This window comes from Azospira sp. MPR-LB4, from assembly GCF_058809525.1.
On sequence record NZ_CM179521.1, the window covers coordinates 3,306,618 to 3,328,194 of the forward strand.

The window sequence follows — 21,577 nt, forward strand, 5'->3', positions numbered from 1 at the left end:
AACGCAAGGAATAACAAATGATCCGCTCACTCTGGATTGCCCGCACCGGCCTCGATGCCCAGCAGATGCAGATGGACGTGATTGCCAACAACCTGGCGAACACTTCCACCAATGGCTTCAAGAAGTCCCGGGCGGTGTTCGAGGATCTGCTCTATCAGACCATGCGTCAGCCTGGTGCCCAATCCTCCCAGCAGACCCAGATTCCCGCCGGCCTGCAATTGGGTACCGGTGTTAAGCCGGTGTCCACTGAGCGCATCCACACCCAGGGCAATTTGCAGCAGACAGGGAATGATCTGGACGTGGCCATCAACGGCGCCGGTTTTTTCCAGATTCTGATGCCGGATGGCTCTACGGCCTATACCCGTGACGGTTCCTTCCATAAGGACAATCAGGGGCAGATGGTGACGGCCAGCGGCTATCCCCTGCAGCCGAATATCACCATTCCCCAGAATGCGCTCTCCGTCACCATTGCCAAGGATGGTACGGTCAGCGTGACCCAGCCGGGAAATACTGCAGCGGTCCAGATCGGCTCCGTGCAGTTGGTTAGTTTCATCAATCCGGCTGGCTTGCAGAGCGTGGGGGAAAACCTCTTCCTGGAAACCGCAGCCAGCGGCACGCCTACGCCCAACACGCCGGGAACCAATGGCCTCGGCGTGCTCAACCAGAAGTATGTGGAAACCTCAAACGTGAATGTGGCCGAGGAACTGGTGACCATGATCCAGACCCAGCGGGCCTACGAACTCAATTCCAAGGTGGTTTCCACCTCCGACCAGATGCTTAGTCGTCTGACCCAGATGTAAGCCACCAGGGAGAAAAGCCATGAAACTGTCCCTGCCGTTCATTATTGGATTGCTGACATTGCTTTCCGGCTGCGCCTCCGTGCCGCCGACCAATGTGCACCAGCCCATGACTGCCAGGCCCCAGCCGCGCAACGACTTGGCGACCAACAACGGCGGTATCTTCATGCAGACTGCCAGCCGTCCCCTGTTCGAGGATCGTCGGGCCCGTTTTGTCGGCGATACCATCGTCGTCAATATCGTGGAAAACACCCAGGCCTCCATCAAGGGCAACACCAGTGCCGAGAAAACCGGGGCCATCAACGCTTCCGTTACCGCCCTGGCCGGTGTGCCGGGCAAGTCCTTCCAGGGCTTGAATGCCCAGACCAGTAGTTCCAACACCTTTGATGGCAAGGGCGAGTCCGGCAGCAGCAATGTCTTTACCGGGACCATGACTGCCACCGTGATCGAGGTCCTGCCCAATGGCAATCTGCTGGTGTCCGGGGAGAAGCAGGTGGCGATTGGCCAGGGGCAGGAGTTTGTCCGGGTCTCCGGGGTGGTCAATCCTTATATGATCACAGCGGCCAATGCGGTTAATTCCTCCCAGATGGCCGATGCCAGGATTGAGTACAAGTCCTCTGGCATCATCAATGAAGCCCAGGTCATGGGCTGGTTGGCACGATTCTTCCTTACCTTTATCCCGTTCTAGGAGAAAACGCGGGAGAAGGACCATGGCAATGAATATCGGGAAAACCTTGCGGGGGGTGGCAATTGTTGCCGCCTCCCTTTTGCCGTTCTTGCCGCAACCGGCTCAGGCCGAGCGCATCAAAGACCTGGCCAGCGTTCAGGGGGTGCGTAACAACCAGCTGGTGGGGTATGGTCTGGTCGTGGGTTTGGATGGCAGCGGTGACCAAACGACCCAGACGCCTTTTACCGTCCAGAGCATCATCAACATGCTGTCCCAACTGGGGGTGACCTTGCCGCCCGGCCAGTCCTTGCAGTTGCGTAATGTCGCCGCCGTGATGGTGACGGCCGTATTGCCGCCCTTTGCCAAGCCTGGGCAACAGATCGACATTACGGTGTCTTCCATGGGGAATGCGAAGAGCCTGCGTGGCGGTACCCTGGTGATGACGCCCCTGAAGGGGGCTGACGGCAACGTCTACGCCATGGCCCAGGGTAATGTGGTGGTTGGCGGTGCCGGAGCTTCTGCCGGAGGTTCCTCGGCCCAGATCAATCATCTTTCTGCCGGGCGCGTCGCTGGTGGTGCCACTGTCGAGCGCTCTGTGCCGACCCCGGTGGGTCAAGGACCTTTCGTCCATTACGAGCTGAACACCAGCGATTTCGGTACGGCCCAGCGCATCGTGGATGCAATCAATCGCGAGATGGCGCGGGACTTCGGTCCGGTGGCCCAGGCTTTGGATGGACGCATGATCCAGGTGCGGGCGCCGGAAGACCCTAATGCCCGGGTGGCTTTTATGGGCCGGGTGGAAAACCTGGATGTGCAGCCGATGAAGTTGCCGGCCAAGGTGATCGTCAATGCCCGGACCGGTTCCGTGGTGATGAATCAGTCGGTCAATGTGGATGCCTGCGCCGTCGCCCACGGCAATCTCAATGTCGTGATCGGTAACCAGGCGAACGTCAGTCAGCCCAACGCCTTGTCAGGCGGGCAGACCACGGTGACCAACCAGGCGGACATCCAGATCAAGCAGGATGCCGGGGCGCTGCAGAGCGTGAAGGCCAGTGCCAATCTGGCAGACGTGGTCAAGGCCCTCAATGCATTGGGCGCCAATCCCCAGGATTTGCTGGCTATTCTGCAGGCCATGAAAGCGGCCGGTGCTCTGCGTGCCGAACTGGAAGTGATTTGATGGGTGACCTGCAACTGCGGACCGCCTAAAATCTGACCCATCATGAAATCCGGTGACCTCTCCGCCTCCCGTCTGGCTGTCGATGTGCGACAGTCGGATGACCTGCGCCTGAAACTGAAACAGAACCCGCGCGAGGGTCTGAAGCAGGTGGCGGAGCAGTTCGAGTCCCTGTTCCTCAACATGATGTTGAAGAGCATGCGCGACACCCTGCCCCAGGATGGTTTGTTTGACAGTGACCAGTCCCGCTTCTACACGTCGATGCTGGATCAGCAAATGGCCCAGAAGCTGTCGTCTTCCGGGCAGTTGGGGTTTGCCAAACTGATTGAGCAGCAGATGGGGCGTTTTTTGCCGCCGGATGCCGATAATCCGACGAGTCCCTCTTCCTCGTCTTTATCTGCGGGTGTTGCCCCTGTTTCGGCCCTTTCGTCGCCTGAGACCATGCGTCAGGCACTTGCCCTGGCCAGGGAGCAGATTGCGGCAAGAAATGCAGCCCGTACCGCTTCGGCAATTCCTGCCGCTGCTAGTGCCGAATCTGCCGCGCAGGTGACGCCTGGGGCGTCCTCCTCCGCCTCTTCGAGTGGCAAGGATTTCGTCAATCGGCTATGGCCCCATGCGGTAGAGGCCTCCCAGGCTACCGGTGTGCCAGCCCATTTCCTGGTGGCTCATGCGGCGCTGGAAACCGGTTGGGGAAAGTCTGAAATACGTCGGGCGGATGGATCTTCCAGCTACAACCTGTTTGGCGTCAAAGCCGGCAAAAGCTGGCAGGGAGCTACCGTTGAGGCGACCACTACCGAATATGTGAATGGGGTTGCCCAGACCTCTAAGGAAAAATTCCGTGCCTACGGTTCCTATGCCGAGGCCTTCCGTGACTATGCCAACCTGCTGCAGCGCCCCCGCTTTGCGGGAGCCCTGGGGCAACAGGATGGCATGGAGTTTGCTCGATCTCTGCAACAGGCAGGATACGCCACGGACCCAATGTATGCGGACAAACTAGGCCGCATCATCAATGGACCCACCTTGCGCCAGGCCCTTCAGGGCTGACCTGCCTCAATTTTTGCGGTAGTTCGCCGTTAAATACGGCAGGAATCGAGGTGCGCTATGTCCAACGGATTATTCGGTATCGGTATTACCGGCATCAATGCCGCCCAAATGGGGCTGCTGACGACCGGCAATAATATTGCCAACGTCGATACCCCGGGCTACAACCGGCAGCGCATCAGTCAGTCCAACAACATTTCCATTGCCACCGGGTCCGGCTTCATCGGCCAGGGAACCCGGGTGGATACCATTACCCGCATCTACAACTCGGTGGTGACTGACCAGATCAACCAGTCCCAGACCAAGGCCAGCGAGTTGTCCAAGTACTACGATCAGATCAAGCAGATCGATAACATGCTGGCCGATGATAAGGCCGGCCTGTCGCCGACGCTGCAGGATTTGTTCAAGGGGGTGCAGACGGTTGCCTCCAATCCGGCTCTGACCACTTCCCGGGATGCCCTGGTTTCCTCGGCCAAGACCTTTACCTCCCGGCTGCAGAACCTGGAGTCCCGACTCACGGCAATGTATTCCGGTGTGAATAGCCAGCTGGAAAGCACGGTTTCCGCCATCAATTCCTATGCGACCCAGATTGCCGAGTTGAACGAGCGCATTGTCACTGCACAGGCTGCCGTTAACCAGCCCGCCAATGCCCTGTTGGACGAGCGAGACCAGCTTATTGCCGAGTTGAACAAGGAAGTGCGGGTCACTACCTCCGAAGACTCCAACGGCGCGATCAGCGTATTTTTTGGTACCGGCCAGCAACTGGTGGTCGGTACCAAGGCCAGTACCCTGGCTGTGCAGCCTTCTGTTGCCGACCCCCAGCGGATGGTGGTTGGCATGCGTACCGTGGGTGGTGTTCAGGAACTACCAGAATACTTGGTGACCGGAGGCAACCTGGGTGGCTTGCTGGCCTTCCGCAGCGAGTCCCTCGATAAGGCCGCCAACTCCCTCGGTCAGGTGGCAGCTTCCTTGGCGCTGACGTTCAATGCCCAGCACGCCTTGGGGCAGGACATGCTGGGCAACGTGGCCGGCGACGCGGATTTCAATGCGGACTTTTTCAATATTTCCGACCCCAAGTCCTGGGCCAATGCCCTCAACACGGGAACCGCCACAGTCAGCGCCAGCTTCGTCAATCCGCCGCCCATGGTTCTCAATGGCGGGGCGTTCAGCCTGACCTACGATAAGACCGCGGGAACCTACACGGCCGTTCGTGCTTCCGATGGTACTCAGTGGCCGGGCTATACCGACTTGAACTCGCTGGTGCAGCAGGTTTACGCCGATACCGGTACGACCCTGGACATGACGTCGGCCCATTACGCGACCAACATCACCGCCAGCGACTATCGCCTGACCTACGATGGAGCGAACTATACCCTGACGCGCTTGGCTGACAACAAGCAATGGAGCGATGCTGATCCCAATGCACTGTCGGCGACGGTTGGCGCCAGCGACGGTATCAATTTTTCGATCAGCGCCGGTATAGCAGCAGGTGATTCGTTCCTGATTCAGCCGACCCGGGAAATTGCCCGGAATATTTCGGTCAACCAGGCAATCGCTGCCGATTCCCGCCTCTTTGCTGCTGCCCAGCCGGTACGTTCCGGCTCCGGCAGCAGTAATACCGGCAGCGGTGTCATTTCTTCCAGTACCGTTTCACCCGGATACACGGATCCTGCTGCAGCACCTGCAGGCACCATCACCATGACCTTCAATGGGGGCAACCTGTCTTTTTCCATCGGTGGCGTGCCGACGGCTTTGACCGTGACCTATACCGATGCATCCGGAACCAATACGGTTTCTGCCGGCTCGGTTCCCTATAACAACCCTTCGACCAAATACACGATCAACGGGATTTCTTTTGAAATCAGCGGCAACCCGGCCGATAACGATACTTTTACCCTGGACCGCAATTCCGGCGGGGTTTCTGACGGCCGTAACGCAAACCTGCTGGGGCAGTTGCAGACCCAGGGGACGGTGGATGGCGGCGCGAGTACCTATCAGGCTTCCTATGCCCGCCTGGTCAGTACCATTGGCAACAAGACCAGGGAAACCCAGGTGACCCGCGATGCGCAACAAGCCTTGGTGGATCAAGGGGTTGCCGCCCGGGAAGCCCAGTCGGGGGTCAACCTGGATGAAGAAGCCTCGAACCTGTTGAAGTATCAGCAGGCCTATCAGGCTTCGGCCAAGATGATCAGCATTGCCTCCGACCTGTTCAACACGATTCTATCCATTCGCAGCTGATTGACAGCCGGCGATTAAGGAGCAGCCATCATGCGTATCAGTACCAACATGATCTACAGTTCGGGGACCAACGGCATCCTGAACAATCAGGCGGCCCAACTCAAGACCTATAACCAGATTACCTCCGGACGCCGGGTGGTGACGCCGGAGGATGATCCTGTCGCCGCGTCCCAGGTGCTGATCAATACCCAGGCACAAGAGGTGAACAAGCGCTACATGGAGAACCAGGGCCAGGCCAAGGATAGCCTGAAGCTTGTGGAAACCCAGCTCAATAGCGCCGTCAATGTGTTGCAGGAAGTCCTGGATAAGACCATCCAGGCCGGCAACACGACCCTGAACGATGCCAACCGGGCCGCGATTGCAGAAGAGCTGCAGGTTCGTCTGGATGAGATGGTGGCCCTGAGCAACAGCCAGGATGGCAATGGCCACTACCTGTTCTCCGGTTATCAATCCACTGTCCGTCCTTTCAGCATCACTGCCAATACCGGTCCCTATAACAACACCAATCCTTATGTAACTTTTGCTGGCGACCAGGGTACCCGTGAATTGCAGGTGGATGCTTCCCGGCAAATGGAAATTACCGAGTCCGGTGTCGATATTTTCATGCGCGTTCGGGACCGCAATGGCAACGTGTCAGACCAGAGTGTCTTCGATACCATGAAGAACCTGATTGATACATTGAAAACGCCTGTGGCCAATAATCCGGCAGCAGCAGCAGCCCTCCCCGGTGCCATCAGCAGTGCGCTGGATGACCTCTATGCGGCCAAGGACAATGCGGTCAGCGTGCGTTCCACTGTGGGTGCGAAGCTCGGCGAACTTGACTCGCTGGCCAGCGCCAGTTCCGATATCGACATCCAGTATTCCTCAATCATTTCGGATCTGCGGGATCTGGACTACGCTTCTGCTCTTTCTGATCTGAGCAAGCAGCAGGTCCAGCTCCAGGCTTCTCAAAAGGCCTTTATGAGCGTCTCCAGCCTCAGCCTGTTCAGCATGCTGTGATGGGTAAGCTGCTTGTTACTGCACTTGCCGGCAGTCTTTTGCTGGCGGGTTGCGCCAGATGGGACAGCGTCGGCGGATCGTATCCCCACAAGTCCTCTCTGCTACCCAATTCACAGATTAAGCTGAGCGAAACCATCTCCTATTCCCTGGAGAAGATCGTTCTTACTGGCGCAGGTGCCTGGATTCTCTACAACATCTACGACCCTCTGGCGCCGAACTGGGAAGTGGTGGAGGCCAAGGTGGCGGACAACGTCTATGTGCTGGACCTGAAGATGAAGCGTTTCCACACTGGTGGTTCCGGTGAGGCCATGATGGTCATCAAGCGGCGGGCAGAGCAACTGCGGCGGGAAAACGGCTTTGCTTCTTATCGGGTGGTGGATTATGTCGAGGGTATCGAATCTTCGACGCCGATCGCACAACGGTATGCCCAAGGGCTGGTGCAGATGGCCCGCAGCAACCCCTGAGTGAGTGGGCTTGCTATGGCTTGATGGGGACGAATACCTCCAGCATCAGGCGGAATCCTTCGTCGAAGATACGAGTCAGCGGCGGCACCATATAGGGCAGGGTCAACGCCAGGGTGCCCAGTCCAATGGTCAATGTGATAGGGAAACCAACCGCCATCAGGTTGAGTTGGGGCGCCGCCTTGGAGAGGATGGACAAGGCGAGGTTGGTAATCATCAGGGCTATAACGACTGGCAATGACAGCAGCAGGCCGATGCTGAACACCTTGGCACCTGCTTCGGCCAGGTTCAGCCACAGTCCGGCACTGACCGATGGGGTGGCGATGGGGATACTCTGGAAGCTCTCGACCAGCCCGGCAATCATGAGCAGATGTCCGTTCAGTGCGAGAAAAACCATGGTTGCGCATAGGGTGACCACCTCGGCGACAACACCTGTCTGGGCCGTGCTTTGCGGATCGTACAGGGTGGCAAAACCAAGCCCCATCTGAAAACTCATCAGTTCGCCGGCCAGGCCGATGCCGGCAAAAACGAAACGCATGACCGTCGCCAGGGCGATTCCGATCAATATCTGCTGGGCCAGGATCGCCAAACCTATGCCTGAAGCCGGTTCGATGGGGGGCAGAGCAGGTACCGCGGGGATGATTGCTGCGCTTAGTGCCAGCCCGAGGATCAGGCGAACACGCCGCGGCACCGCCGCATTATTGAATACCGGTGCCGCTGCGACGAAGGCCAGGATGCGGACCAGGGGAAAGATGAAGGCCGCAATCCAGGCATTCAGTTCCGCGGAGGTAACACTGATCATCCAATCAGGCTCGGGATGCTGGAATAGAGGCGCTGGATGTAGTCAGTCATCATCTGCAGCATCCAGGGGCCGGCGAAGATCAGCGTCAGGAACATGGCAATGATCTTGGGTACGAACGACAGGGTGGTTTCGTTGAGGGAGGTGGCTGCCTGGAAGATGCTGATCAACAGGCCCACCACCAGCGCTACCAGCAACACGGGTGAGGAAACCAGGATGGTCACCTCCACCGCCTGGCGGCCGATGTTCATGACGGTTTCGGGGGTCATGTGGCGAAGCTCTGGACGAGGGAGCCGAGCACCAGATGCCAGCCGTCCACCAGGACGAACAGCATCATCTTGAAGGGCATGGCCACCATGACCGGGGACATCATCATCATGCCCATGGACATCAGGACGCTGCCCACCACCATGTCGATGATGAGGAAGGGGATGAAGATGATGAAGCCGATCTGGAAGGCCGTTTTCAGTTCCGAAGTGACAAAGGCCGGGACCAGAATGCGCAGGGGCACCTTGTCCGGGCTCTCGATGTTCTTGATGCCGGCAAATCCGGCGAAGAGGGCGATGTCGGCTTCCCGGGTCTGCTTCAGCATGAAGCCCCGCACCGGTTGCTCGGCCTTTTCCAGGGCCTGCAGGAAAGTGATCTTGTTTTCCGCCAGGGGCACGTAGGCTTCGGTATAGACCCGGTCGGCCACCGGGGACATGACGAAAAAGGTGAGGAAGAGGGCCAGTCCCAGCAGCACCTGGTTGGGCGGCGTGGTCTGCAGGCCCATGGCATGGCGCAGCATGGAAAGGACGATGATGATGCGGGTGAAGGCGGTCATCATCAGCAGTACGGCCGGAATGAAGGTAAGGGCCGTAAGGGTCAGCAGGGTCTGGATGGACAGGGTGTAATTCTGTCCGCCGCCGGGGGCGGGGGTGCTGCTGAAGGCCGGTAGGCCGCCAGCCTGGGCCAGGGCGACCGCGGGGGCCAGCAGGATGCCGAGCAGCAGCAGGGGCCGGAGTTTTGCGAGATTCATTGAGTACTATCGGTTTTACGTGCCATCACCTGGTTCAGCCAGTGGGCAAAGGGTTGAGTACCGGGCAGACCGGTTGCCCCCTGGGGCAGTTCGCCCTTGGGCAGGGTGTGCAGGGTGCGGATCTGGCCGGGGGCGAGACCGATGATGAGCCAGGTGTCCTGGACTTCCACCAGCAGGATGCGCTCCCGGTTGCCGACGGCGATGCCGCCCAGCAACTTCATGGGGCCCTGACCAAAGGGGCGGCCGCCATAGATCCGGCGCATGAAAAAGGCGGCGAGCAGCAGCAGGCCAACGATGATGAGCAGACCGACAAAGGCCTGCACGACGCTGCTGCCGGAGACGCCGGGAGCTGCTGCCGGGGCGCTCTGGGCCAGGGCCAGCGTCGGCGCCAGCAAGGTCAGGAGGCCTGCCGTGGTCGAAGGAATGCGGGGGGGTTGGGGCACGGGCGTCGATATGGGTTGAAGCCGCAGGGCGGCGGCATGAAGGGCCGGATTCCCGGTAAGGATGGCCGCTATGTTAATCCATGCACCGGAAATAAAAAACCGCCGCTCACCTGTGGATGAGGGCGGTTCGGCACCGAAGCGGTGGCTGGCGGGGTCAGCGGCCCAGTTTGCGCATGCGTTCGGAGGGCGTGATGATGTCCGTCAGGCGGATACCGAACTTGTCGTTCACCACCACCACTTCCCCCTGGGCGATGAGGGTGCCGTTGACCAGCACATCCATGGGTTCGCCGGCCAGGGCATCCAGTTCCACCACGGAGCCGTGGGCCAGTTGCAGCAGGTTCTTGATGGTGATCTTGGTCCGGCCCAGCTCCACGGTGAGTTGCACCGGGATGTCCAGGATCATGTCCAGCTCGCGCATCATGCCGCTCTGGGCATCGGCGCCGCCGAAGGACTGGAAGATGTCGGCCGGCTGGGCTGCCGGGGTTTCCGGGGTGCTTTCCGCGATGGCCTGCTCGGCCATGGCGGCGGCCCAATCGTCTTCGCCGATGGCGTCGGCCGCGTCCTGGGGGTTCTCGGTGTTTTCGTCAGCCATTGGCTTCTCCCTGCGGGGCGTCGGGGTTATCCGCCGCGATGAATCGTTCTACCTTGAGAGCGTACTGGTTGCTCTGCTGGCCGTATTTGCATTCCATGATGGCGACACCATCGACCTCCACGTTCAGGACCTCGGGAATGACTACCGGGATGACGTCGCCCGGTTTCATCTTCAGTACCTGCCGCAGCGAAACCGTGGCATGGGCCAGATTTGCCACCAGCTCCACTTCCGCCGTCTGCAACTGCCGGCGCAGGGTGCCCACCCAGCGCTTGTCGGTGGATAGCTGGTCGCTCTGCATGGTGCTGTAGAGCAGGTCCCGGATCGGTTCCACCATGGAATAGGGCATGCAGATGTGCATGTCGGCAGTGGCGCCGCCGAATTCCAGGGTGAAGGAGGTGGAAACGACGATTTCGGAAGGGGTGGCGATGTTGGCGAACTGGGAATTCATTTCCGAGCGGATGTACTCGAACTTCAGTTCGTGCACCGGCTTCCAGGAACGCTCGTATTCGCCGAAAACCACGTTGAGCATGCCCTGGATGATGCGCTGCTCGGTGGCGGTGAAGTCCCGCCCTTCGACCCGGGTATGGAAGCGACCGTCGCCGCCGAACATGTTGTCCACCACCAGGAACACCAGGTTGGGATCGAAGATCACCAGGGCCGTGCCGCGCAGGGGTTTGACCGACACCAGGTTGAGGTTGGTCGGCACCACCAGATTGCGGATGAACTCGCTGTACTTCTGCACCTTGATGGGGCCCACCGAAATTTCGGCGTTGCGGTGCATGTAGTTGAACAGGCCAATGCGCAGATAACGGGCGAAGCGCTCGTTGATCAACTCCATGGTGGGCATGCGCCCACGCACGATGCGTTCCTGCGTGCCCAGGTTGTAGGCGCGAACGCCGGCCTCGGCGTCGCCGGATTGCTCCGGTTCGTCGCTTTCGCCGGTCACGCCCTTGAGCAGGGCGTCGACCTCTTCCTGGGACAGGAAATCCTGGGACATTGGGTTCCGGTTTCTACTGAATGATGAAGGAGGTGAAAAGCACTTCCTTGATGGGGCCGTCCTTGCCCTTGCCTGCAGGGTCGAGAACGCCGTTCATTTCCTGTTTCATTTCCTCGGCCAGGGTTTCCTTGCCTTCCTTGGAAACCAGGTCGGAGCCTTTCTTGCTCGACAGCAGCAGCATCACCTTGTTGCGCAGCTTGGGCATGTGCAGCTTGATCTGCTCACCGGCCGCAGCATCGCCCAGTTCGATGGATACCGCCACCTGGAGATACTGCTCTCCCTGGTCGGGCACCAGATTGACCGTAAAGTTCTCCAGGGCCACATAGACGGGCGGGGATTCCTTGCCGCTCTTCTTCTTGGCCTTGGGTGCATCGGCGGCAACCTCTTCGTCCTCATCATGGTTGGAGGAACCGAGCATGAAGAAGGCCCCCGCGCCCAGGGCGCCGAGCAGGACGACAGCAGCGATGATGATGATGAGCAGCTTGCCCTTTTTCTTTGGCGCCTGTTCACCTTCAGCGGCCGGTTTGGCCTCGGCTTTCGCCATAGTGGACTCCTCTATTTGTCATGCCGCTTTGGCGGTCGTGTTTTTATCGGCAGGGCCGTCTGTCTCAGGCAAAGGTGTCCACCAGGCCGTTGCTCTGGCGAATCACGGTACCTGTAGTTGTAGCCGGTTCATTGCCACCTTCCGCAAGTATACCGCCTGTGCTGCCGCCCCGGGAGGCGCCGGCCTGGTTCTGGGCGGCCTGTTCCTGTTGCTGCTGCTGGAAAGACTGGCTGCTGACGTTGGCCTGTCCCAACTCCAGACCGGCCGAGCCCATCATTTCGCGGAGACGGGGCAGGGCGGCTTCAATGGCTTCACGCACCTCGGCGTGGGGTGAGGAGAAGACGGCGGTGGCCTGGTCGCCACTGATCTTCAGGCTGACTTCCACCGGTCCCAACTGGGGCGGATTCAGGGTCAGCTGGGCGGACTGCTTGTCCTGGCCGGCAAGCCAGACGATTTTCTGGCTGAATTCCTGGCCAAAGGCCGGGTCCCGCACCGGCGTGTCGACCCGGGCCTGAGTCACGGAGGAAGTAGTATTGGCGCTGCCGTGGGCCGGATGGGCGGCATGCACGGCCGGCGGCGCATCCGGCAGCACGGGGGCGGAAATGTCCGTTTTGGCCTCGATTTGCTTCAGTGTGGTGTCGAAGGCGGCAATGTTTGCCGCTTTGCCGCCAGGCTTGTTGCCAAAATCGTTGCCGCTGTTCTCCGCAGCGCTACCGCCGATGACCGGGGATGGCACTCCACCCTCTGCTTGTGCAGCCAGGGGGTCGGCTCCCTTGGCGCTACCGGTGCCTTCGCCGATCTTGAGTTCCGGCGCTGTCAGCGGGCCGTTGCTGGCTTCCTTGGCCAGAATCGGGGCTGCCGGTGTTGTCGGCTGGGTCTGCGTAAAGGCGAGGGCGGCAAACAATGCCGACATGTCGCTGGCGTTGGCGGTGGGGTCGGTTGTTTCTTCCGTCAATTCAGCGGACTCGGTATTGGCGGCGATGTCGCCACCCGCCACCATTTCTACCGCAGTACCCATTTGGGCCAGAAGCAGGGCGGCGAAATCGGCGCCAATCGGGCCATTGATCGCCGCCGAAGCCGATGCATCGCCGCTGTTGCTGGCACTAGAAGCGGCAGCGGCAGCATTGGCGGCCCCTGCCATGGCGGGAGGCATATTGACGGGGGCGGCAACGGCAGGGCTGGGCATGGTTATCTCTCATCCGCAAATCGGAACTGTCGATGGATGAGCAATCCCCGTGCCAGGGAGTCAGGCTGCGTCGGATTGATCGGAACGGGCCTTGCGGGCCGAAAATTCATCCTGCTGCTTTTGGTCCTGCTTCATTTCCCGTTGCAGTTCGGCAGCCAGATGGCGTTCGGCCAGGGTGTCGATGGCTTTCAGCTTGTGGTGGTGGGCCAGCCATTCGGCCTGGCCTGCGGCCGTGTGCTGTTCCGAGGTCAGTACCACGACCCGCTGCTGGGCGATGGCCTCATCGATGCGGCCGATGAATTCCTGGAAGTTGCGCCAGCCTGCCGGGCTCAGGCCCTGGGCCGAGGCCTGGCGGAAGCGTTCGGCGTACTCGTCCCGGTACTGGATCAGCATGTTCAGCTTGGCCTTGGTGTCCTGCTCGGCCGCAATACGCCGGCCGAGTTCCTTGCTGGCTTCGTCGGCCCGGTTCTGCATCAGTTCCAGCAGGGGTTGCAGGGTGAAAGGCTTGGTCATTGGCGGTTCCAGTCCATGTTCCCCATTCTAGAGTATGGGGAAAGGGAAACTAGCCGATGCTTGGAAATATCTGTTGCAGCATGGCCAGGGTGGCTTCAATGCTGGAGCGGTCGGAGAGGTCCTGTTGCAGGAATTTTTCCAGCAGGGGCATCAGCTGGATGGCCTGGTCCACCATGGGGTCCGAGCCGGCGACATAGGCGCCGACGGCGATCAGGTCCCGGGAGCGTTGGTAGCGGGAATAGAGCTGTTTGAAACGCCGCACTAGGTCGAATTGGGCCGGGGTGATCAGGTTTACCATGGCCCGGCTGATGGATTGCTCGATGTCGATGGCCGGATAGTGGCCGGCGTCGGCCAGCTGGCGATTGAGCACGATGTGGCCATCGAGGATGGCTCGGGCCGAGTCGGCGATGGGGTCCTGCTGATCGTCCCCTTCCGCCAGGACGGTGTAGAAGGCGGTGATGGAACCGCCGCCATCCGGGCCGTTACCGGCCCGCTCCACCAGCTGGGGCAGGCGGGCGAAGACCGAGGGCGGATAGCCCCGGGTCACCGGGGGCTCGCCAATGGCCAGGGCGATTTCCCGCTGGGCCATGGCATAGCGGGTGAGGGAATCCATGATCAGCAGCACCTGCTTGCCCTGGTCGCGGAAATATTCGGCCACGGAGGTGGCGTAGGCGGCGCCCTGGAGGCGCATCAGGGGGCTGGTGTCGGCGGGGGCGGCAATGACGGCGGAACGGCGCCGGCCTTCTTCCCCGAGGATCTGCTCGATGAACTCCTTCACTTCCCGGCCCCGTTCGCCGATCAGGCCGACGACGATGATCTCGGCCTCGGTATAGCGGGCCATCATGCCCAGCAGCACCGACTTGCCGACGCCGGAACCAGCGAAGAGGCCCATCCGCTGGCCCTGGCCGACGGTGAGCAGGCCGTTGATGGCGCGCACGCCCACATCCAGGGTGCGGCTAATGGGAGCCCGGGACATGGGGTTCACCGGCCGGCTGTGCAGGGGGCGCAGGGCTTCCGCATGGAGGGGGCCGAGACCGTCCAGGGGACGGCCGGCGCCATCGACCACCCTTCCCAGAAGGCCCATGCCGACCGGAACCAGCTTGGCCTTGTCCACTGAACGGCGGCGGAAGGGGGGGGGCTTGCCGACCAGGGGCGGCGGCGAGGGGGTTTCCAGGGCCACCACGGCGGCACCCGGGGACAGCCCATAGACGTCGTCCGACGGCATGAGGAAGAGCTTCTCGCCGTTGAAACCGACCACCTCCGCCTCCACCGGCGAACCGCCCGGCGGCAGGACGCGGCAGGAACTGCCCAGGGGCAGCTTGAGGCCGGCCGCCTCCATCACCAGTCCGTTGATGCGGGTCAGATGACCCGCGGGCATCAGGGGATGGGTATTGCCGGCCGCTTCGGTGCAGTTCGCCAGGAACTGTTGCCACACGGCCAGGGAGGAGGGGGGCGGAGTGCTCAAGGGGGTGCTCCGGGCTTAACCCTGGAACCAGTCCTGCTCGGTGCCGATGGCTTCCAGGACCCGTTTCCAGCGGGTGGCCAGGGTGGCGTCAATGTCACTGGCGCCGGCCTGGACCCGGCAGCCGCCGGCTTCCATGTCCGGGTCTTCCAGCAGTCGCCAGCCGCCGTGGCTGATCTGTTCCCCCAGGTGCTCGCGCAACAGGGCGGCATCCGTCGGATGCAGGGTCAGGGTCGGATGGGCATGGCTGACCGGCAGGGCGGCCAGGGCTTCCCTGACCACCGGCAGCAGCAGCTCCGGTTTGACCTTGAGGGCGCTGCGGGTGACCTGGCGTGCGATTTCCAGGCCCAGTCCCAGCAACTGGTCGGCGATGTCCTGGTCCAGCACCTGCAGCGACTGGGCCAGGCTGTGAATGAGGTTGTCCAGGCGCTCGGCCTCTGCCTTGGCGCGGGCGGCGCCTTCCTCGTAGCCGGCGTTGTAGCCGGCCTCGTGGGCCTCGGTGTGGATGCGCTCGATCTCTTCCGCCGTGGGGAAGGGAATGGTCTCTTCCGGCTCTGCTGCCGGGGGTGGCGGCTCCTCGGCCGGGGGCGGCGGTTCCGGCTCCGGTTCGGGGGCCGGTGGCGTCTCCGGCTCGTCGAAGGCGGCCAGCTCCCAGCGCTCGTAGGCGGTCAGCTTTTCTTTCGGGATGTAGCCGGCAGTCATGGCAGTTCGGGGGTCCCTCTACGGCTAGATCATCTCTTCGCCGCCCTTGCCGCCGAGGACTATCTGGCCCTCGTCGGCCAGGCGACGAACGATCTTGAGGATTTCCTTCTGCTCGGTTTCGACTTCGGAAATGCGCACGGGGCCCTTGGCCTCCAGGTCTTCCCGCAGCATTTCGGCAGCCCGCTGGGACATGTTCTTGAAAATCTTCTCGCGCAGGTTCTCGGAAGCACCCTTCATGGCCAGGATGAGGGAGTCGGACTGGATTTCGCGCAGCAGCAGCTGGATGCTGCGGTCGTCCAGGTCCAGCAGGTTCTCGAAGACGAACATTTCGTCGAGGATCTTCTGGGCCAGGTCCGGGTCGTATTCCCGCACCGAGTCGATTACCGAAGTTTCGTTGGCCGAGCCCATGAAATTGAGGATTTCGGCCACGGTGCGGACACCGCCCATGGCGGACTTCTTGATGTTGGCGGAGCCGGAGAGCAGACGCAGCATGACGTCGTTGAGCTCTTTCAGGGCCGCCGGCTGCACCCCCTCCAGGGTGGCGACGCGCAGGATGACGTCGTTGCGCAGCCGTTCCGGGAACAGGCTGAGGATTTCGCTGGAGTGGTCGTGCTCCAGGTGCACCAGGATGGTGGCGATGATCTGGGGGTGCTCGTTGCGGATCAGGTCGGCCACCGTGCTGGCATCCATCCACTTCAGGCCTTCGATGCCCGAGGTCTCGCCGCCCTGGAGGATGCGGGAGATGAGGTTGGAGGCCTTGTCGTCGCCCAGGGCCTTGGTCAGCACATTGCGGATGTAGGCATCCGTATCCACGTGCACCGCGGCATGTTCGTGGTGGATGGTGTGGAATTCTTCCAGCACCGATTCCACCCGGGCCCGGGGCACGGTACGCAGGGTGGCCATGGCGTGGCCGAGCTTCTGCACTTCCCGGGGGCCGAGCTGCTGCAGCACCGCGGCGGCGTTTTCCTCGCCCAGGGCGATCAGGAGTATGGCGGCCTTTTCCAGGCCATCTTCGCTAGCCGGCATTTACGCCCATCCAATCCTTGATGATGTTGGCCACAGCCTTGGGATCGGCGTGGGCGATTTCCCGCGCCTTCTGCATCTTGCCTTCGTAGGTGGCCAGGATGAGATCGCCGCCCATGGCGGTGAGATCCACCTCGACGTCCTCCTCGCCTTCTTCCCCTTCCTCCTCCTCGACCTCCGGCGACGGGGGCGGGAACATGGTGCGCAGAATGGGGCGCACCACAGCCAGCAGGATATAGGCAACGATGGCGCCGATGAGCAGATATTTCAAGAGGTCCTTGCCCATTTCCGGCGTTGCCAGCTGCTTCCACAGGGGCGGCTCGTTGTCTTCCTTCTCCACGGCGGTGAAGGCGGCATTGGCCACGGAGAGGGTGTCGCCGCGCTCCTTGGCGTAGCCCATGGCTTCCCGGGCCAGGTCGTTGATCTGCTTCAGTTCTGCTTCGGTCAGGGGGCGGGTGGTGGGTTTGCCGTCCTTGGTGGTGTCCTTCTTGTTGTTCACCACTACCGCCACCGACAGCCGCTTGATCACCCCCACCGACTGCTTGACGTACTTGATGGTCTTGTCCACCTCGTAGTTGATGGTGGAGTCCTTGCGGGTGTTGATGGGCTGGCCTGCCGAATAGATGGGGGCCTGCACGCCAGCGGCGTTGATCTGTCCCGGCGGGGGCGGCTGGCCGTTGGTGGCGCCGGTCTGGGCCGTCGCCTGGCCGGCCACGGGCGGCGAGGTGATGGGGGCGGTAGCCGGCACCGGCGGCTGGTTGGTCAGGGCGCCCGGCACGCCCTGGGCCGGCGGATTGACGTTGGCCGTTTCGGAGGTCTGCTGGCTGCGGATGCTGATGTCCGGCGGGGTGGTGTTGGGGCGGTAGCTCTCGGCCGTCTGTTCGGTCTGGGAAAAGTCGATGTCCGCTGCCACTTGGACCCGGGCGTTGCCCGGTCCGACCACCGGTGCCAGGATGTCGTCGATACGCTTGATGACGCTGGCTTCGACTTCCTGGACGTACTTGATCTGGGTGGGGTCCAGGCCGGCCTCGATCAGCTTGCTCTTCAGCTGGGAAATCAGGTTGCCGTTCTGGTCGATCACCGTCACGTTGGACATGGGCAGCTGGGGCACGCTGGAGGACACCAGATGCACGATGCCCGCCACCTGGGCGGGCTCCAGGGTGCGGCCGGGGTGGAGGTGCACCATGACCGAGGCGGTGGGTTTCTGTTCTTCCCGGACGAATACGGAAGGCTTGGGGATGGCCAGGTGCACCCGGGCGGACTCGACGGCGGCCACGGACTGGATGGTGCGGCCCAGTTCCCCTTCCAGGGCGCGCTGGAAATTGACCTGTTCGGCGAACTGGCTGATGCCGAACTTCTGGTTTTCCATCAGCTCGAAGCCGACGGCACCGCCTTTGGGCAGCCCCTGAGAGGCCAGGCGCAGACGGACTTCATGGACTTTTTCACCGGGCACCAGGATGGCGCCGCCGCCCTCGGTGAACTTGTAGGGAACGTTGAGCTGTTCGAGGGCGGTGATGATGGTGCCGCCATCCTTTTCCGACAGGTTGCTGAACAGCACCTTGTAGTCGGGCTGGCGGCTCCACAGGATGGTGCCCATGATGAGGGCGGCGATGGCGGCGACCGCCACCATGAGGGCGATCTTTTGCTGGTTGGTCAGCCGGCCCAGGGCTTCGCGAAGCTTTTCGCTGATCTTGTTGCCTGGCTGGGAGGCCGTGGTATCTACAGTGTCCTGGGTTGCCGCCATCGATAGTATGTGTTTGCAGAGACTGAGGAGGGGCGCTGGGCCGGGAAGTCAGATACTAATCAAGCAAAAAGCGAAAATTTCTAAGAAATATTCTATATTGTATCCGCTTATTGCAATCAACTCTCGCCTTCTTTCCCATGTCCCCATCGTTGCCGGAACCCGTGCAGGAGCGCCCGGACGCCAAGGCCCAGGAACTCCAAAAAGCCTTCGACGTTTTCAATCAGGTTTCCCAGGAACTGACCCAGGCCTACGATGCCCTGCAGGGCCGGGTGGCCTCCCTGACGGCCGAACTGGCGGTGGCCAACGGCGAGTTGCGGCGTCAGTACAAGGAAAAGGAGGCTTTGTCCGAGCGTCTGTCCTTGTTGCTCAATGCTCTGCCGGCAGGGGTGGTGGTGCTGGATAGCGCTTTTCTGGTGACCGAGGCCAATCCGGCAGCCAAGGCCATGTTCGGCCAGGATCTGGTGGGTGAGGGCTGGTCCCGGGTCTCCGGCCAGGCCTTGGTACCCACCGGGGCGCCGGATGAATGGCAGGTCGGCAGTCGGCGGGTGAGCATTGCCAAAAGCCCCCTGGATTCCGCCGGCGGCCAGATTCTCCTGGTGCACGACATCACTCATGCCCATGAAATGAAGGCCAACCTGGAGCGCAACCAGCGCCTGGCGGCCATGGGCGAGATGGCCGCCTCCCTGGCCCATCAGCTGCGCACGCCCCTGGCCACGGCCCTGTTGTACAGCAGCAATCTGGGCAAGCCGGAACTGGCGCCCGAGGCCCGGACCCGCTTTGCCGACAAGGCGACGGAGCAGTTGAAGCGCCTGGAGCGCCTGATCCAGGACGTGCTGCTCTTTGCCCGGGGTGAAAGCATCGGCCGGGAAGCCATTCCGGTGGCGGCGCTGGTGACCGAGGCAGTGCAGGCCGTGGAGCCGTTGATGAAGCGCCATGGCGTGGATTTCCGGGTGGAGGCCGAGGTCGGCGACTTTATAATGATGGGAGCGCGCAAGGCCATTGCCGGCGCCCTGACCAACCTGCTGGAAAATGCCCTGCAGGTAGTGGAAGGGCGGACCGAGCGCCCGCCCCGGGTGCTGCTGCAGGCCCGGGTAAGTGAAGGGCGCTGTTACATCGCCGTCAGCGATACCGGGCCTGGCATTGCCCCCGAAGCCCAGGCGCGGATTTTCGAGCCATTTTTCACAACCCGGGGTCAGGGAACCGGACTTGGCCTGGCAATTGCTCTCGGTGTTGCCCGGGCCCATGGCGGAACCATCAGTGTCCGCTCCCAGCCCGGAGAAGGTTCGGAATTTACCCTGGAGTTGCCGGCGGGGCCGGCAAGCCAATTTGTCGTGGAAAGCTAGAAAGCAGATGGCGAACAACCTGCCCATCCTGGTCGTCGAGGACGATCCCAACCTGCGGGAAGCAGTGGTGGATACCCTGGAACTGGCCGGTGAGGCTGTCCTCTCGGCAGCCTCCGGCCCGGAAGCGCTGAAGGTCCTGGCCGAACGGCCGGTGGCCATTGTCGTCAGCGACGTGCGCATGGAGCCCATGGACGGCATCACCCTGTTGAAGGAAATCCGTGGCCAGTATCCGCACCTGCCGGTGGTGCTGATGACGGCCTTTGCCGATGTGGACCGTGCAGTTGAGGCCATGCGGGCGGGGGCCTGCGACTTCCTCCTCAAGCCTTTCGAGCCCAAGGCCCTGCTCGAGCATGTGGCCCGTTACCGCCTGCCGGCCATGGGAGAGGATTCCGACGTGGTGGCGGTGGATGCCGCTTCCCGTAACTTGTTTTCCCTGGCCGCCCGGGTGGCCCAGACCGACGCCACCGTCCTGCTCACCGGGGAGTCCGGGGTGGGCAAGGAAGTGGTGGCCCGCTACATCCACAACCATTCCGCCCGGCGCAAAGGACCCTTTGTCGCCATCAATTGTGCTGCCATCCCCGAAAGCCTGCTGGAAGCGACCCTCTTCGGTTATGAAAAAGGCGCCTTCACCGGTGCCAATCAGGCCCAGGCCGGCAAGTTCGAGCAGGCCCAGAACGGCACCCTGCTGCTGGATGAAGTGACGGAAATGCCCCTGGCGCTGCAGGCCAAGTTGCTGCGGGTGCTGCAGGAGCGGGAAGTGGAGCGGGTCGGCGGCAAGCAGCCGGTGCGCCTGGACATCCGGGTGGTGGCCACCTCCAACCGGGACATGGCCGAGGCAGTGGCCAAGGGCATCTTCCGCGAGGATTTGTATTACCGGCTCAATGTCTTTCCCTTGCTGATTCCCGCCTTGCGGCAAAGGCCGGACGATGTGGTGCCCCTGGCCCGGCATTTTCTTGCCGATCAGGGCGGCAAATCTGGCCGCCCCGGCCTCTTGCTGACGCCGGCGGCCGAACAGGCCCTGCGCGTCCATTCCTGGCCGGGTAATGTGCGGGAACTGGTCAATGTGATGCAGCGGGCCCTGATCCTGGCGCCCGGGGACCAGGTGGATGCGGCACATCTGCATCTGGTGGCCCGTCCCGGTGCTCCGGCCGCGGCGGCGCCGGCCTATGTGCCGCCGCCTCCGGTCATGATGGAGGTGCCCCAGCTGGCGCCGCAGGCCCCCCAGGCCATATCGGTCGAGGAAGACGGAGCCCTTCAGTCCGGCGGGAAAAAAGCCGATAGTATTAAGGACTGGGAACGGGAGCTTATCCTCGAGACGCTGGCCTCGGTGGGGGGCTCCCGCAAACTGGCGGTTGAAAAACTGGGAATTTCCGAGCGGACTTTGCGTCATAAGCTCAGGCAGTACCGTTTGGCCGGTTATTTGAACGAATAGCTTTCAGGTTGGCCTGTCTTTTGCTATAACGCTGGTGACTGTTGGAGAAGCACATGGACACCAAAGGTATTGATAATTTGTTGAGTCAGCTGCGGAGCACCGCAGGGACCGCTGCCGCCAAGTCGGTGGATAACGCTGCCGCGTCGGCCGGTGGGGCCGATTTCGCCCAGGTGCTGAAGAATTCCATCGATCAGGTCAATTCGGCCCAGCAACAGGCCCAATCCATGGCTCAGGATTTCTCCGCCGGGGATTCCAATACCAACCTGCATGAAGTGATGATCGCCCTGCAGAAGGCCAACGTTTCCTTCCAGGAGATGGTCCAGGTGCGCAACAAGCTGGTTTCCGCCTACCAGGATGTGATGAATATCCAGGTGTGATGGGGATTGCTCCGATTCAGATTTT

23 protein-coding genes are annotated in these 21,577 nt (G+C 61.7%); 10 read left to right on the forward strand and 13 right to left on the reverse strand.

All coding sequences use genetic code 11. The annotated features are described in order from the left end of the window. The first annotated feature begins 17 nt into the window (after positions 1-17). Genes flgG through AC3QLZ_RS15565 form a run of 7 tightly spaced genes read left to right on the forward strand, consistent with a single transcriptional unit; the run spans position 18 to position 7,380 of the window. A complete protein-coding gene (gene flgG, locus AC3QLZ_RS15535) occupies positions 18-800 on the forward strand; it encodes a flagellar basal-body rod protein FlgG (protein WP_014236821.1) in 783 nt (260 codons plus the stop codon). A gap of 19 nt (positions 801-819) precedes the next feature. Continuing rightward, on the forward strand, positions 820-1,485 hold the full coding sequence (locus AC3QLZ_RS15540; protein ID WP_014236822.1) for a flagellar basal body L-ring protein FlgH: 666 nt from the start codon (positions 820-822) through the stop codon (positions 1,483-1,485). Between the two features lie 22 nt (positions 1,486-1,507). After that, a complete protein-coding gene (locus AC3QLZ_RS15545) occupies positions 1,508-2,641 on the forward strand; it encodes a flagellar basal body P-ring protein FlgI (RefSeq protein WP_014236823.1) in 1,134 nt (377 codons plus the stop codon). A gap of 42 nt (positions 2,642-2,683) precedes the next feature. Continuing rightward, positions 2,684-3,682 (forward strand): flagellar assembly peptidoglycan hydrolase FlgJ, encoded by a 999-nt coding sequence (flgJ, locus tag AC3QLZ_RS15550; protein ID WP_014236824.1) that lies wholly within the window; start codon positions 2,684-2,686, stop codon positions 3,680-3,682. Positions 3,683-3,739: 57 nt separating this feature from the next. Next, positions 3,740-5,917 (forward strand): flagellar hook-associated protein FlgK, encoded by a 2,178-nt coding sequence (gene flgK / locus AC3QLZ_RS15555; protein WP_014236825.1) that lies wholly within the window; start codon positions 3,740-3,742, stop codon positions 5,915-5,917. 30 nt (positions 5,918-5,947) lie between these two features. After that, positions 5,948-6,916 carry a flagellar hook-associated protein FlgL gene (gene flgL, locus AC3QLZ_RS15560; protein ID WP_014236826.1) on the forward strand — a complete coding sequence of 323 codons (969 nt, stop codon included), beginning with the start codon at positions 5,948-5,950 and terminating at the stop codon, positions 6,914-6,916. Continuing rightward, positions 6,916-7,380, forward strand: coding sequence for a hypothetical protein (locus AC3QLZ_RS15565; protein WP_014236827.1), 465 nt, complete (start codon positions 6,916-6,918; stop codon positions 7,378-7,380). The genes flgL and AC3QLZ_RS15565 overlap by 1 nt, the downstream gene beginning before the upstream one ends. A gap of 13 nt (positions 7,381-7,393) precedes the next feature. Here the strand turns inward: AC3QLZ_RS15565 and fliR are convergent, their stop codons facing one another. From fliR to fliF, 13 genes are all read right to left on the reverse strand, one after another. Further along, the gene (gene fliR, locus AC3QLZ_RS15570; RefSeq protein WP_014236828.1) at positions 7,394-8,179 is read right to left on the reverse strand and encodes a flagellar biosynthetic protein FliR; all 786 of its coding nucleotides are present in this window, start codon (positions 8,177-8,179) and stop codon (positions 7,394-7,396) included. Then, positions 8,176-8,445 (reverse strand): flagellar biosynthesis protein FliQ, encoded by a 270-nt coding sequence (gene fliQ, locus AC3QLZ_RS15575; protein ID WP_014236829.1) that lies wholly within the window; start codon positions 8,443-8,445, stop codon positions 8,176-8,178. Before fliQ ends, fliR begins: the two co-directional genes overlap by 4 nt. After that, positions 8,442-9,194: a flagellar type III secretion system pore protein FliP gene (gene fliP, locus AC3QLZ_RS15580; protein ID WP_014236830.1), complete on the reverse strand. Its 753-nt coding sequence runs from the start codon at positions 9,192-9,194 to the stop codon at positions 8,442-8,444. Before fliP ends, fliQ begins: the two co-directional genes overlap by 4 nt. Continuing rightward, positions 9,191-9,637 (reverse strand): flagellar biosynthetic protein FliO, encoded by a 447-nt coding sequence (fliO, locus tag AC3QLZ_RS15585; protein WP_157870603.1) that lies wholly within the window; start codon positions 9,635-9,637, stop codon positions 9,191-9,193. Before fliO ends, fliP begins: the two co-directional genes overlap by 4 nt. Before the next feature lie 154 nt (positions 9,638-9,791). Beyond that, positions 9,792-10,229, reverse strand: a complete 438-nt coding sequence (fliN, locus tag AC3QLZ_RS15590) for a flagellar motor switch protein FliN (protein ID WP_014236832.1) — start codon at positions 10,227-10,229, stop codon at positions 9,792-9,794. Continuing rightward, complete coding sequence (gene fliM / locus AC3QLZ_RS15595; RefSeq protein ID WP_014236833.1) at positions 10,222-11,226, reverse strand: flagellar motor switch protein FliM; 1,005 nt, start codon at positions 11,224-11,226, stop codon at positions 10,222-10,224. Before fliM ends, fliN begins: the two co-directional genes overlap by 8 nt. A 13-nt stretch (positions 11,227-11,239) precedes the next feature. Continuing rightward, a complete protein-coding gene (fliL, locus tag AC3QLZ_RS15600) occupies positions 11,240-11,770 on the reverse strand; it encodes a flagellar basal body-associated protein FliL (RefSeq protein WP_014236834.1) in 531 nt (176 codons plus the stop codon). 64 nt (positions 11,771-11,834) lie between these two features. Continuing rightward, complete coding sequence (locus AC3QLZ_RS15605; protein ID WP_014236835.1) at positions 11,835-12,956, reverse strand: flagellar hook-length control protein FliK; 1,122 nt, start codon at positions 12,954-12,956, stop codon at positions 11,835-11,837. 60 nt (positions 12,957-13,016) lie between these two features. After that, a complete protein-coding gene (fliJ, locus tag AC3QLZ_RS15610) occupies positions 13,017-13,469 on the reverse strand; it encodes a flagellar export protein FliJ (protein ID WP_014236836.1) in 453 nt (150 codons plus the stop codon). 49 nt (positions 13,470-13,518) lie between these two features. Beyond that, positions 13,519-14,934 carry a flagellar protein export ATPase FliI gene (gene fliI / locus AC3QLZ_RS15615; RefSeq protein ID WP_014236837.1) on the reverse strand — a complete coding sequence of 472 codons (1,416 nt, stop codon included), beginning with the start codon at positions 14,932-14,934 and terminating at the stop codon, positions 13,519-13,521. Positions 14,935-14,949: 15 nt separating this feature from the next. Then, positions 14,950-15,633, reverse strand: coding sequence for a flagellar assembly protein FliH (locus tag AC3QLZ_RS15620; RefSeq protein ID WP_014236838.1), 684 nt, complete (start codon positions 15,631-15,633; stop codon positions 14,950-14,952). Between the two features lie 24 nt (positions 15,634-15,657). Next, a complete protein-coding gene (gene fliG / locus AC3QLZ_RS15625; RefSeq protein ID WP_014236839.1) occupies positions 15,658-16,659 on the reverse strand; it encodes a flagellar motor switch protein FliG in 1,002 nt (333 codons plus the stop codon). Continuing rightward, positions 16,649-18,400, reverse strand: coding sequence for a flagellar basal-body MS-ring/collar protein FliF (gene fliF, locus AC3QLZ_RS15630; protein ID WP_014236840.1), 1,752 nt, complete (start codon positions 18,398-18,400; stop codon positions 16,649-16,651). The genes fliG and fliF overlap by 11 nt, the downstream gene beginning before the upstream one ends. A 137-nt stretch (positions 18,401-18,537) precedes the next feature. Between fliF and AC3QLZ_RS15635 the strand changes: the two genes are divergently transcribed. From AC3QLZ_RS15635 to fliE, 3 genes are read left to right on the forward strand one after another with little or no spacing between them, the layout of a single operon-like run. After that, complete coding sequence (locus AC3QLZ_RS15635; RefSeq protein ID WP_014236841.1) at positions 18,538-19,743, forward strand: sensor histidine kinase; 1,206 nt, start codon at positions 18,538-18,540, stop codon at positions 19,741-19,743. A 7-nt stretch (positions 19,744-19,750) separates the two neighbouring features. Then, complete coding sequence (locus AC3QLZ_RS15640; protein WP_014236842.1) at positions 19,751-21,175, forward strand: sigma-54-dependent transcriptional regulator; 1,425 nt, start codon at positions 19,751-19,753, stop codon at positions 21,173-21,175. 53 nt (positions 21,176-21,228) lie between these two features. Continuing rightward, the gene (gene fliE / locus AC3QLZ_RS15645; RefSeq protein WP_014236843.1) at positions 21,229-21,552 is read left to right on the forward strand and encodes a flagellar hook-basal body complex protein FliE; all 324 of its coding nucleotides are present in this window, start codon (positions 21,229-21,231) and stop codon (positions 21,550-21,552) included. The last annotated feature ends 25 nt before the right edge of the window (positions 21,553-21,577 follow it).